This window comes from Devosia sp. Root635 (genome assembly GCF_001427605.1).
Lineage (GTDB): Bacteria > Pseudomonadota > Alphaproteobacteria > Rhizobiales > Devosiaceae > Devosia.
Genome location: NZ_LMGZ01000005.1, coordinates 59840 through 71651, shown reverse-complemented (window position 1 = coordinate 71651; position 11812 = coordinate 59840). Strand labels below are relative to the sequence as shown.

Genomic DNA, 11812 nt, shown 5'->3' with positions numbered 1-11812 from the left:
AAATAACAGAGGAGAAACTGCAATGCTTAGAACTTCGCTGATCGCGGCCGTGTCGGCCGCTCTACTGGCCTCGGTGGCCCCCGCCAGCGCCCAGGCGGTGCTGACGGCCAGCTCCGAACAGACCACGACCTATGTGCGCAACTTCAACCCCTTCGGCCAGACTTCGGCCCGCGCCACCACGCTCGATTTCATCTATGAGCCGCTGGTGGTGTTCAACCGCCTCAAGGGCAACCAGCCCCATTTCCGCCTGGCCGAGAGCTTCGAGCTGGCCGACGACCTCAAGTCGATCACCTTCACCCTGCGCGATGGCCTCAAATGGTCCGACGGCGAGGCGCTGACCGCCGATGACGTGGTCTTCACCTACGACTACATCAAGAAATTCCCGGCCCTCGATTTCATCTCCGTCTCGGCGCTGCTGACCTCGGTGGAAAAGCTCGACGACCGCACCGTGCGCTTCAACCTCAACGAGCCCAATTCGTTGATCGCCAACACCATCGTCGGCATGCCCATCGTCCCCGAGCACATCTGGGCCGATATCGCCGATCCGGTGACCTTCGCCAACGAAAACCCGGTGGGTTCCGGCCCGCTGACCGAAATCACCCGCTTCACCCCCCAGGTCTACGAGCAGTGCCGCAACCCCAACTATTGGGACGCGGACAACCTGGCCGTCGACTGCATGCGCCTGCCGCAGCTTGCCGACAACCCGCAGGTACTGGCGGCCCTGGCCGATGGCACGCTCGATTGGGCCACGAGCTTCATCCCCGACATCGACAACACTTTCGTCGCCAAGGATCCAGAGCACCACAAATACTGGTTCACCCCGTCCAGCCTGGTCTCCTTCCAGCTCAGCATGGTCACGCCCGACGAGAACAACCGCAAGGCGTTCACTGACGTCAACTTCCGTCGCGCCCTCTCCATGCTGGTCGACCGCCAGACCATCATCGATATCGCCGGCTACGGCTATCCGCTGATCAACGACGACCCCTCCATGCTGGGCGAGCTCTACAAGTCCTTCGCCAATCCCGAAGTCGCCACCCAATATGGTCAATACGGCAAGTTCGACCTCGATGCCGGTGTCGCCGCGCTCGATGCGGCCGGCTATGTCGATGCCGATGGCGACGGCTTCCGCGACAATCCCGATGGCACCCCCATCGCCATCGATATCGAAGTCCCCAATGGCTGGACCGACTGGATCGACGCGGTCCAGATCACCATGGAAAGCCTGACCGAAGCCGGCCTCAACGTAAAGATGAGCACCCCCGAAGCCGCCGTCTGGACCTCGGACCTGATCGAGGGCAAATATTCCATGACCCTCAATGCCCTGGCCTCGGCCGCCGATCCCTACTTCCCCTACCGCCGCTCGTTCAATCCGGACGATTTCGGCAAGAGCCGCTTCACCGCCCCGCATTGGGAAAATGCCGAGGTGATGGACCTGCTCGACCAGTATTCGCAGATCAAGGACCCGGCCGAGCAGAAGGCGATCATGGACAAGATCCAGCTCATCGTCGCCGAGGCCATGCCGGTCATCCCGGTCTATAACAGCCCCAGCTTCTACGAATACAACACCACCCGCTTCACCGGTTGGGCCGATGCCGACGACCCGAAATACTCCCCGGTCGTCTCCAACGCCAACCCCGCCCGCCTGCTGCAGCTGCTGGATCTCGATCCGGTGGAATAGGCTGATCGCAACGTTCGCAGTCGACACCCTCCCCCTTGCGGGGAGGGATCAAGGGTGGGGGATGTTTAGCCCCGATATCGGTGCACCCCACACCCCCTCCCAGCCTCCCCCGTCAAGGGGGAGGTGCCGCCCGGTGGGCGGGTGAAACCCGGCCCAACCCGCAACCCGAAAGGAACACATCACCCATGGCCTTTCTGCTGCGGCGCCTCGCCTTCTACCTCGCGGCCTTCATCGCCGCCGCCACCATCAACTTCTTCCTGCCCCGCCTGATGCCGGGCGATCCCATCGAGATCATGTTCGCCAGCGCCGGTTCGGAGCTGTCGCTGGACAATCTCAACGCCCTCAAGCTCACCTTCGGCTTCATCGACGCGCCGCTGCACGAGCAGTATCTCTCCTACCTCAAGAGCGTCTTCACCGGCGATCTGGGGCGCTCCATCAAATATTTCCCCCTCCCGGTTACCGACCTGCTGGGCCGCGCCCTGGTCTGGACCGTGGGCCTGGTCGGCATCGCCACCCTCATCAGCTTCACCCTCGGCTCCTTCCTCGGCGTCATGGCCGCCTGGCGCCGCGCCACTCTCTTCGACTCCATCGTCTCGCTGGCCGCCATCTTCTCCAGCTCCGTTCCGGCCGTCGTCGTGTCGCTCATCATGCTTTTCGTCTTCGGCTACACGCTGGGCTGGTTCCCCAATGGCTATGCCGCCGATCCCATGCTCGATCCCGGTTTCGACTGGACCTACATCTCCAGCGTGCTCCATCACGGCACGCTGCCCATGCTGACGCTGGTCATCGTGCTGACCGGCGGCTTCGCCGTGACCATGCGCAACAACATGATCAACCTGCTGGGCGAGGATTACATCGTCATGGGCCGCGCCAAGGGCCTGACCGAAGACAACGTCATGCTGTGGTATGCCGCCCGCAACGCCCTCTTGCCCACCGTATCGAGCCTCGCCATTGCCGTCGGCACCATCCTGGGCGGCTCGCTGGTGACCGAGGTGGTGTTCAACTATCCCGGCCTCGGCAACACGCTCTACCAGGCCATCCTCGCCCGCGACTATCCGGTCATCCAGGGCCAGTTGCTGATCATGACCGCCGCCATGCTCATCTCCAACTTCGCCGTCGATCTGAGCTATGTCCTGCTCGATCCGCGCCTCAAGAGGGCCTGATCGATGAAGCTTGTCACCCAGTTGCTGCATAACCGCAAGGCCATGATCGGCCTCTCTATCCTGCTGCTGGTCATCCTTGTGGCCATCTTCGCTCCGCTGCTCACCGAATATAGCCCGGTCAAGCGCGTCGGCCGCCCGCACCAGCCGCCCTCATGGGAACACTGGCTCGGCACCACGCGCATCGGCCATGATGTCTTCTCCCGCCTGGTCCACGGCGCCCGTGTCTCGCTGGCCGTCGGCTTCGGGGCTGGGCTGTTGATCACCGTTATCGGCACCGTCCTCGGCATCATCGCCGGTTACAAGGGCGGCGTGGTCGACGAAGTCATCAACTTCTTCACCAACATGGTGCTGGTGGTGCCAAACCTGCCGCTGCTGCTGGTATTGGCCGCCTTCATCGGCCAGGCCAGCCCCCTGGTCATCGCCATCATTCTGGGTTTCACCTCCTGGGCCTGGGGCGTGCGCGTCACCCGCTCGGAAACGCTCTCCATCCGCCAGCGCGATTTCGTCAAATCCGCCGAAATGCTGGGCGAGCCCGGCTGGCGCATCATGGCCTTCGAGATTTTCCCCAATCTCATTTCCATCGTCGGCATCAATTTCATCGGCAGCGTCATCTTCGCCGTCATCACCGAGGCGACCCTGGAATTTCTCGGCTTGGGCGATCCCAACACCGTCTCCTGGGGCATCATGCTCTACAATGCGCAGAATGCCTCGGCCCTGTCGGTCGGCGCCTGGTGGGATTTGCTGTCGCCCTGCATCGCCCTGGCAGTACTGGGCCTCGGCCTTGCCCTCATCAATTTCGCCATCGACGAAATCGCCAATCCGCGCCTGCGCACCGGCGGCATGCTGAACCGCTGGACCCGCATGGTCCGCCTCGGGGAGGGCAAGCTGTGAGCGACCCGGTCCTCTCCATCCGCAATCTCGATATCGACTATGTCGGCGCCGAAACCGACTTCCATGCCGTGAAAAATGTCAGCTTCGACATTGCCCCCGGCGAATTCTTCGGGCTGGCCGGCGAATCCGGCTGTGGCAAGAGCACCATCGCCTTCGCCGTCAGCCGGTTGCACCGCCCCCCGGCGCTGATCCGCGCTGGTAGCCGGATTCTCGTCGGCGGCCGCGACGTGCTGGCGCTCGATGACGAGGAGCTGCGCCGCTTCCGCTGGCGCGAGGTCGCCATGGTGTTCCAGAGCGCCATGAACTCGCTCAATCCGGTGCTGACCGTCGAGGACCAGTTCTACGACGTGCTCAGGGCCCACGGCAAAATCACCCGCGAAGCCGCCCGCGCCCGCGCCGCCGAACTGCTCAAGCTGGTCGATATCGCCCCCGATCGCCTCTCGTCCTATCCCCATCAATGCTCAGGCGGCATGCGCCAGCGCATCGTCATCGCCATCTGCCTCGCCCTCAGCCCAAAACTGCTGATCATGGACGAACCCACCACGGCGCTCGACGTGGTCGTGCAGCGCGAGATCCTCCAGCGCATCGATAAGCTGCGCAAGGAATTGGGCTTCTCCGTCCTGTTCATCACCCACGATCTGGGCCTCATGGTGCAGGTTAGCGACCGCATCGGCATTATGCTCGAAGGCGAACTGGTCGAGGTCAACGACGCCAGGACCATCTATCGCGCCCCCCAGCACGACTATACGCGCCGCCTCTGGGCCTCCATGCCCAAGCTGCATGGCGCACAGATCCGCCAGGAGGCCGGCGCATGAATGAGGCACCGCCCATCCTGGCGCTCGACAATGTCTCGAAAGTCTTCGGCCATGCCGACCGCCCGGTCTATGCCGCGCGCGCCGTCTCCTTCGCCCTCCATTCCGGCCGCACGCTGGCGCTGGTGGGGGAATCGGGTTCCGGCAAGACCACGGCCGCCCGCCTCATCATGCGCGAATACCAGCCCGATGGCGGCCAATTGCTGTTCCGCGGCACGCCGCTGGGCAAGGGCGATGCCCGCGCCCTCAAGGCCTATCGCGCCTCGGTGCAGATGGTGTTCCAGGACCCGTTCTCGTCGCTGAACCCGGTCCACACCATCCGCTACCACCTCGAACGGCCCCTGCGGCTGCATCAGCCACGCCTCGACGGGGCAGGGCGCACCGCTGCCATCGCGGAACTGCTGGAGCGGGTCAAGCTCGATCCGGCCTTGATGATGGCCAAGTACCCGCACGAACTGTCCGGCGGCCAGCGCCAGCGCATATCCATCGCCCGCGCTTTGGCGGTCAATCCGCAGGTCATCGTGGCCGACGAGCCCACCTCCATGCTCGACGTCTCCGTGCGTCTGGGCATCCTCAATCTGCTCAACGACATGAAGGCCGAACTCGGCCTGGCCCTGCTCTACATCACCCACGACATCGCCACCGCCCGCTACGTGGCCGAGGACATCATGGTCATGTATGCCGGCCAGATCGTCGAATGGGGTGCCATGGAAAGCGTGCTGGGCGATCCCCGGCACCCCTATACCCGCCTGCTGCTCTCAGCCGTGCCCGACCCCGACCGCCCGTTCGCCGAAACCCCGCCCGACAGCGAGTTGAGCCGCATCGAAACCATCCGCCGCCAGGCTGCGTTACCCCAGCCCGAAGTTCAGCAGGTGGCCGAAAACCACTTCATCCGTCCCATGCCGGAATAGGGCCATGCCCCTCACCCTTGCCGCGACAGCCGCCCCCACCGCCGATGAACTGGCCACGATCGGCGACAACCTCACCCACTTCAACGAGGCCGATGTCGGCCCCGCCGACCGCCAACCCCTCGCCGTCCTGTTGCGCGACGACGCCGGCCCCATCCTCGGCGGTCTCTCCGGCTACACCGCCTGGGGCTGGCTCTATATTCAATGGCTCTGGCTATCCGAAGCCCAGCGGGGGCAGGGCTGGTCCACCCGCCTCCTCACCGCCGCCGAAGCCGAAGCCCGCCACCGCGCCTGCCACGGCGCCTATATCGACACCTTCAACCCCGTCGCCCTCAAGGTCTACCAGCGCGCCGGCTACACTCCCTTCGGCAGCCTCCCCGACTTCCCCAAAGGCCGCACCCGGACATTCCTGCAGAAAGTGCTTTAGCCACCAGACCATGAGCTCCTGCCCACCCTCCCCCTTGAGGGGAGGGTAGCAAAGCTGGGCCGGACGGCCCTAGCGTCGCTGGGGAGGGGGTCCTTCACTGGCCCTCAGGTGGCTTTGCTGATCGCAGAAAATCCCCACCTCACAAAGGGGCCAGCATGGGATGGCGCAGCACCCTCACCCGGTTCTTCCGTTGGACGCGGAAGAACCGCCCTCTCCCTCAAGGGGAGAGGGAGGAATGAACGTCACCCCTGAGGCAAAGACCTACCCCGCAATCCTCCCACCCGTCATCGGCTTCGGCGCGCCCGTCGTCGTCGGAAAGCTGATCGGCAACCCCCGCAGCACCCGCGCCGCCAGAAACGCAAAGCATTCCGCCTCGATGGCATCGCCGCGCCAGCCGACGCCGTCGGCATTCACCACCGTAACGCCGGCCCGCTCGCCCAGCATTTTCATCAGTGTCGGATTGTGCCGCCCGCCACCGGATACGATCAGCCGTCTGGGCCGCTGCGGCAGCAGGTCCAGCGCCTTGCCCACAGCGCTCGCCGTGAACGCCGTCAGCGTAGCCGCCCCCGCCTCCAGGTTGAGACCGTCGGCCATGCTGGCGGAAAAGTCGAAACGATCCAGCGATTTGGGGGAGGGGGCAGCAAGATAGGGATGCTTCAGCAGTTCCCGCAACCGCGCCTCATCCACCGTTCCACGCGCCGCGATCGCGCCGTCCCGATCCATCTCGCCCCGCCCATTCGCCTTGACGAAATCGTTGATCGGCGCATTGGCCGGCCCGGTATCGAAGGCAATCAGCCGGTCCGCGCCATCCCACCAGGTCACATTGGCTACCCCGCCCAGATTGAGCACGGCCGTATCGCCATGGGTCCCCAGCCGCCGCAGCAACGCCTGGTGATAGGCTGCCGCCAGCGGCGCGCCCTGGCCACCGGCCCGCACATCCGCCGTGCGGAAATCATAGACCACCCGCGTCCCCAGCATCTCGTGCATCAGCGCGCCATCGCCCAATTGCCGCGTATCGCCGATGCGCCCCGGCTGTGGTGCCCTGTGCAGCACCGACTGGCCATGAAAGCCCACCGCCCCGATATCGCTCATCTGCATTCCTGACGCCTCGACGAAGCGCCGCACCGCTTCCGACTGCGCCCGCGTCAGCGCCTGTTCCGCCCGGCCGAAAATTTCCGGTTCCGGCCCCCCGAAGTTCCACCGGCGCGCCTGTGCCAGCGTCTCCTCCAGCAGCGCCCGCACCTCGGCGCTATAGGGCGCCAGCGTATAGGGGCCGAAGCTCTCGATGCTCTCGCCGTCGGTTTTGACCATGGCAATGTCGATATTGCCGTCCAGCACCGTTCCGGTCATCAGGCCGATGGTCCAGATGGGGTCCATCACACGTTCCTCAGTTCTGGTTGATGGCGTCACCCACGGCCCTGCGCAGCGCCAGGATGCCGCTGTCGAAATGCCGTGTCGGATGCACACGATTGGTCAGCAGGGTCCAGGCATGGCCCCGCTCGAAATCGATCCATAGTCCCGTACCTGTGAAACCGGTATGGCCGATCGTGCCCGCCGAGCAATGCTCGCCGCCCGACCATCCGTCATAGGGCCGCTCCCAGCCATGGGTCCGGCGCGCGCTCAGTGGTTTTCGCATCAGCGCGACGCTCGATGCTAACAGTCCGCTAGCATTAAGCGCCCCAAATGCGAATTCCAGCACCGCCGAAGTGGTGCCGAAAAGCCCCGCATGGCCCGAGCCTTGCAAAGCCGCGCAATTCTCGTCATGCACCTCCCCGCACAGCACCCGCCCGCGCCACGGATCGCTCTCCGTCGCCGCCGCCAATGCCGAGTCGGCGCTCCACGCAAACCCTTGTCCAGGCTCGATTTTTCGGATCGTCTTACCCTCCAGCCGCTCGATGGCAATGCCCAGCAGGATGTAGTTGATATCTGAATAAACTGCTGGTCCGGCCGGCCAGTCCCGCTGCAAAACGAAATGCCGCAGCCGGTTGGGATCATCGCCATGGGTATAAAGCGGAAACACCCCCGGAAACGGCGTCTGGTGCCCAAGGCATTGGCGGAACGTAACTTTTCGCTGCCAGTTATCAGGATTGTATTGCGCGAAATCCGGTATCGCACTGGTCAGCGGCGCATCCAGATCGATCCGCCCGGCCTCGGCCAGCGCCAGGATACGCGGCGTCGTGAACAGCACCTTGGTCAGCGACGCCAGGTCGAACCAGGTCTCCTCGGTCATCGGTCGCGAAGCCGGGATTTTCTGTGCTTCCCCGATCGCCCGCGTCACCCGCTGCCCCGCCGCATCGACCATGCCCAGCACCCCGCCAGGGATTTTTCCGGCGGCAATTGCCTCGGCCAGCGGCGCGAAAGCGCTGTCAAATCTTTGCTCTAAGTCCATGATTATTCTACTCTTACCCGATGGCCAGGCCCCGCGTCGACCCAGTCCGCCCGCGGCGGCTCGTAGCCCCGCGGCCGCACCAGCGAGGGGACCGGTGTCGTATCGACATCATAGCGCTGGCGGCGACGATCCATGCCGGGCACGGCGGCGATGAGCCGCCTGGTATAGCTGTGCTGCGGCCGCGACAGCACCGCGCCGGCATCGCCGATTTCCACGATCTGTCCGGCATACATCACCGCCACGCGATGGGCGATGCGTTCCACCACCGCCATGTCATGCGAAATGAAGAGATAGGCCAGCCCGAATTCTCTTTGCAGATCAATGAGTAGATCGAGCACCCGCGCCTGCACCGAAACATCGAGCGCCGATACTGCCTCGTCCAGCACTACCACATCGGGGTTGAGCATCAGCGCCCGCGCAATGCACAGCCGCTGCCGCTGTCCGCCGGAAAACTGGTGCGGATACCGCGCCAGGCAATCGGTCGGCAGGCCCACCTTTTCCAGCAGGAACGTCATGCGCTCCCGCAGCGCGGCATCGACCCGCCGCCCGGCCGCGATCGCCGGCTCGGCCAGCAGGTTTTCGACATCGAGCCGCGGATTGAGCGAGGCAAAGGGGTCCTGGAACACCATCTGTATCGGCCTGTCGCCATGCCCGCTGGCGGCATCGATCGTGCCGCGCGTGGCTTCGACCAGCCCCAGAATAGCCCGCGCCGTGGTGGATTTGCCCGATCCGCTTTCCCCCACGATAGCCAGCGTTTCGCCCTGCACCAGGTCGAAATCGACCCCTTCGACGGCATGAACGGCGCCAGGATTGCGGGAAAACAAGCCGCGCCCCACCGGAAACCGCACCATCAAATCCCTGACCGCCACCATCGGCTTCGCGCGGCCTTCGGTCCTTGTGCCATCATCGCGCGCCGCCCGGCCACCATCGAAATGGGGCACGGCATTCAGCAGGTGTCGAGTATAATCGTGCTGCGGTGCGTCGAGCACGGCGTCCAGCCGCCCCTGTTCCACCGCAACACCATTTTGCATCACCAGCACGTCGTCGGCTATGCCGGCGACAAGGCCGATATCATGGGTGATGAAGATCATCGCCATGCCCATTTCGGCCTTGAGCTCGGCCAGCAGCGCCATGATCTGCGCTTGCACGGTCACGTCCAGCGCCGTCGTCGGCTCGTCGGCGATGAGCAGGCGCGGATTGCCTGCCAGCGCCATGGCGATCATCACCCGCTGCCGCATGCCGCCGGAAAGCTGGTGCGGATAGTAGCGCAGGCGTTGCCCTGCATCGGCAATCCGCACCCGGTCCAGCGCCTCCCGCGCGGCCTGCCGGGCCGCCTGACCCTCCAGCCCCCGATGCAGCCGGAATGCCTCCTCGATCTGCGCCCCCACCGTGTGGACCGGATTGAGGGAGGTCATCGGCTCCTGGAAGATCATACCGATCTCCCGTCCGCGTATGCCCACCAGTGTCTTCTCTTCGGCCTGCGACAGTTCCAGCACCGCCCCATCCGGGCGAGTCAGGCCCATCGAGCCGCCCACGATACGGCCGCCACCGAAATCCACGAGCCGATTGATCGACAGCGCGGTGACCGATTTCCCCGACCCGCTCTCGCCCACGATGGCCAGCGTTTCGCCGGGCTTGAGGTCGAAGCTCACGCCCTTGACCACCGGCTGGCTGGCATCCTTGCCAAAGGCAACGGTGAGGTCGCGCACCGACAGCAGCGGGTTCATGCCGTCCTCCGCTGGGTTCGCGGATCGAGGATGTCCCGCAGGGCATCGCCGAACAGGTTAAAGCCCAGAATGCCAAGCATGATGGTGAGCCCCGGAAACACCAGCAGCCACGGGGCCTGCTGCATCAGGTTGCGCGCCTCGCTCATCATCAGGCCGAGCGATGGTGCTGGCGGTTGCGTGCCCAACCCCAGGAAGCTCAGTCCGGCCTCGGTCAACAGTGCCCAGGCCAGCGCCAGCGTCACCTGCACGGTCAGCGGCGCCACCAGGTTGAGCAGCAGGTGGCGGCTGAGGACATAGCGCTGCGAACTGCCGAAGGTCCGTGCCGCATCGACGAAGTCGCGCCGCTTGAGCGACAGCGTCGGCCCGCGCACCACCCGCGCGAAGATCGGCGTATAGACGATGGCGATGGCGGCAATGCTGGTGAAGGTGCCGGGGCCGGTGACCGCGATGATAAGCAGCGCCAGCAGGATCGCCGGGAAGGCCAGCAACACGTCCATGGCGCGCATGAACAGCCCGTCGGCCAGCCCGCCCCACCAGCCGGCCAGCAGGCCGATGAGCGTGCCGAACAGCGTCGCCAGCCCCACCGACGCAAAGGCGATGATAAAGGAATGGCCGATGCCGATCATCAGCCGGCTCGCCGTATCGCGCCCGAACAGGTCGGTCCCCATCCAGTAGGTCGCGCTGGGCGGTTGCAGCCGGTCGATGCGGAACTGCTGCAACGGGTCATGCGGCGTCAGCCCCAGCGCCCCACACAGCGCCAGCACCAGATAGAGCAGGATGATGGCGGCACCCACCCGGCCGGTCGGATGGCTGGCGATGTCCCGGATGATCCGCATCAGCGCGCACTCAGCCGGATGCGCGGGTCGAGTGCGGCATACGCCAGGTCGACCAGCAGGTTGACGATGAGGAAGTTGAGGGCGATGAACAGCACGCAGCCCTGCACCAGCGCATAGTCGCGCTGCCCGATGGCGTCGAGCGTCAGCCGCCCCAAGCCGGGCAGGGCGAATATCTGCTCGACGATGACCGCGCCGCCCAGCAGGTAACCGAATTCGACCCCGCTGAGCGTCACCACGGGAATGAGTGCATTGGGCAGCGCGTGATGCCACACCACGCTGCTCCCTGACACGCCCTTGGCCCGCGCGGTGCGGATATAGTCGTCGCTCAGCACGTCGAGCATGGCCGAACGTGAAATGCGGGTCACCGAGGCGGCAAAGGCAAAGCCCAGTGTCACGGCGGGAAAGATCAACTGGCCCAGATTGGCCAGCGGATCGGCCCAGAGCGGGGTAAAGCTGCCCATGGCCGGGACGAAACCGAAATAGACCGACAGCACATAGATGATGACGAGCCCGACGACGAAGCCGGGCGTCGATTGGCCCAGCATGGCGAGGATACGCACGACGACGTCGGTTGATCGCTCATTGTTGGTTGCCGCCAGCACGCCGGCCGGGACACCAATGCCCAGCGCGATGACCATGGCAAGCAGTGCCAATTCCAGCGTCAGCGGAAAGCGTTCGAGAATGACGGTGAGCACCGGCTTGCCATAGGTGACCGAAATACCCAGGTCGCCTTGCAGCAGCCCGGCAAGCCAGCGGCCATATTGCACCACGACCGGCTGGTCTATGCCGAAATAGGCGGCAAGCGCCTGCCGCTGCACCGGCGTCAGCAGGCCCGCCTCGGTGCCGAGCATGGCGGTGATGGCGTCGCCGGGAATCATCCGGATCGAGAAAAACACCAGCAGCGATACGCCGAGCAGGATCAGCGGGAAAGTCAGCAGCCGCCGCGCCAGGTAGTTCATGAATCCAGCCCGATTGGTGACG

The 11812-nt window shown here is 64.8% G+C and carries 11 protein-coding genes; 6 read left to right on the top strand and 5 right to left on the bottom strand.

The genetic code is table 11. The features are described 5' to 3' along the window. Positions 1-22: 22 nt before the first annotated feature. From ASD80_RS04025 to ASD80_RS04000, 6 genes are all read left to right on the top strand, one after another. Complete coding sequence (locus tag ASD80_RS04025) at positions 23-1678, top strand: ABC transporter substrate-binding protein (RefSeq protein WP_056229331.1); 1656 nt, start codon at positions 23-25, stop codon at positions 1676-1678. A gap of 185 nt (positions 1679-1863) precedes the next feature. Then, complete coding sequence (locus ASD80_RS04020; RefSeq protein ID WP_056229329.1) at positions 1864-2841, top strand: ABC transporter permease; 978 nt, start codon at positions 1864-1866, stop codon at positions 2839-2841. A gap of 3 nt (positions 2842-2844) precedes the next feature. Then, the gene (locus ASD80_RS04015) at positions 2845-3732 is read left to right on the top strand and encodes an ABC transporter permease (RefSeq protein ID WP_056229326.1); all 888 of its coding nucleotides are present in this window, start codon (positions 2845-2847) and stop codon (positions 3730-3732) included. Beyond that, on the top strand, positions 3729-4547 hold the full coding sequence (locus tag ASD80_RS04010; protein ID WP_056229323.1) for an ABC transporter ATP-binding protein: 819 nt from the start codon (positions 3729-3731) through the stop codon (positions 4545-4547). Before ASD80_RS04015 ends, ASD80_RS04010 begins: the two co-directional genes overlap by 4 nt. Next, positions 4544-5455, top strand: a complete 912-nt coding sequence (locus ASD80_RS04005; RefSeq protein ID WP_056229319.1) for an ABC transporter ATP-binding protein — start codon at positions 4544-4546, stop codon at positions 5453-5455. The genes ASD80_RS04010 and ASD80_RS04005 overlap by 4 nt, the downstream gene beginning before the upstream one ends. Positions 5456-5459: 4 nt before the next feature. Next, positions 5460-5879: a GNAT family N-acetyltransferase gene (locus ASD80_RS04000; protein ID WP_056229317.1), complete on the top strand. Its 420-nt coding sequence runs from the start codon at positions 5460-5462 to the stop codon at positions 5877-5879. Positions 5880-6140: 261 nt separating this feature from the next. Here ASD80_RS04000 and ASD80_RS03995 read toward each other — a convergent pair whose 3' ends face one another. From ASD80_RS03995 to ASD80_RS03975, 5 genes are read right to left on the bottom strand one after another with little or no spacing between them, the layout of a single operon-like run. Next, positions 6141-7256: an anhydro-N-acetylmuramic acid kinase gene (locus ASD80_RS03995; RefSeq protein ID WP_056229313.1), complete on the bottom strand. Its 1116-nt coding sequence runs from the start codon at positions 7254-7256 to the stop codon at positions 6141-6143. Between the two features lie 10 nt (positions 7257-7266). Further along, positions 7267-8268 carry a serine hydrolase domain-containing protein gene (locus ASD80_RS03990; protein WP_056229311.1) on the bottom strand — a complete coding sequence of 334 codons (1002 nt, stop codon included), beginning with the start codon at positions 8266-8268 and terminating at the stop codon, positions 7267-7269. Between the two features lie 2 nt (positions 8269-8270). Continuing rightward, complete coding sequence (locus ASD80_RS03985) at positions 8271-9995, bottom strand: ABC transporter ATP-binding protein (protein WP_056229308.1); 1725 nt, start codon at positions 9993-9995, stop codon at positions 8271-8273. After that, a complete protein-coding gene (locus tag ASD80_RS03980; protein ID WP_056229307.1) occupies positions 9992-10831 on the bottom strand; it encodes an ABC transporter permease in 840 nt (279 codons plus the stop codon). The genes ASD80_RS03985 and ASD80_RS03980 overlap by 4 nt, the downstream gene beginning before the upstream one ends. Then, a complete protein-coding gene (locus ASD80_RS03975; protein WP_056229304.1) occupies positions 10831-11790 on the bottom strand; it encodes an ABC transporter permease in 960 nt (319 codons plus the stop codon). The genes ASD80_RS03980 and ASD80_RS03975 overlap by 1 nt, the downstream gene beginning before the upstream one ends. Between the last annotated feature and the right edge of the window lie 22 nt (positions 11791-11812).

Excerpts from the sequence above, each read along its gene's own strand:
- ASD80_RS04015 (WP_056229326.1), top strand. The coding sequence starts at position 2,845 with ATGAAGCTTGTCACCCAGTTGCTGCATAACCGCAAGGCCATGATCGGC.
- ASD80_RS03975 (WP_056229304.1), bottom strand. The coding sequence starts at position 11,790 with ATGAACTACCTGGCGCGGCGGCTGCTGACTTTCCCGCTGATCCTGCTC.
- ASD80_RS04020 (WP_056229329.1), top strand. The coding sequence starts at position 1,864 with ATGGCCTTTCTGCTGCGGCGCCTCGCCTTCTACCTCGCGGCCTTCATC.
- ASD80_RS03995 (WP_056229313.1), bottom strand. The coding sequence starts at position 7,256 with ATGGACCCCATCTGGACCATCGGCCTGATGACCGGAACGGTGCTGGAC.
- ASD80_RS03985 (WP_056229308.1), bottom strand. The coding sequence starts at position 9,995 with ATGAACCCGCTGCTGTCGGTGCGCGACCTCACCGTTGCCTTTGGCAAG.
- ASD80_RS04025 (WP_056229331.1), top strand. The coding sequence starts at position 23 with ATGCTTAGAACTTCGCTGATCGCGGCCGTGTCGGCCGCTCTACTGGCC.
- ASD80_RS03980 (WP_056229307.1), bottom strand. The coding sequence starts at position 10,831 with ATGCGGATCATCCGGGACATCGCCAGCCATCCGACCGGCCGGGTGGGT.
- ASD80_RS03990 (WP_056229311.1), bottom strand. The coding sequence starts at position 8,268 with ATGGACTTAGAGCAAAGATTTGACAGCGCTTTCGCGCCGCTGGCCGAG.
- ASD80_RS04005 (WP_056229319.1), top strand. The coding sequence starts at position 4,544 with ATGAATGAGGCACCGCCCATCCTGGCGCTCGACAATGTCTCGAAAGTC.
- ASD80_RS04000 (WP_056229317.1), top strand. The coding sequence starts at position 5,460 with ATGCCCCTCACCCTTGCCGCGACAGCCGCCCCCACCGCCGATGAACTG.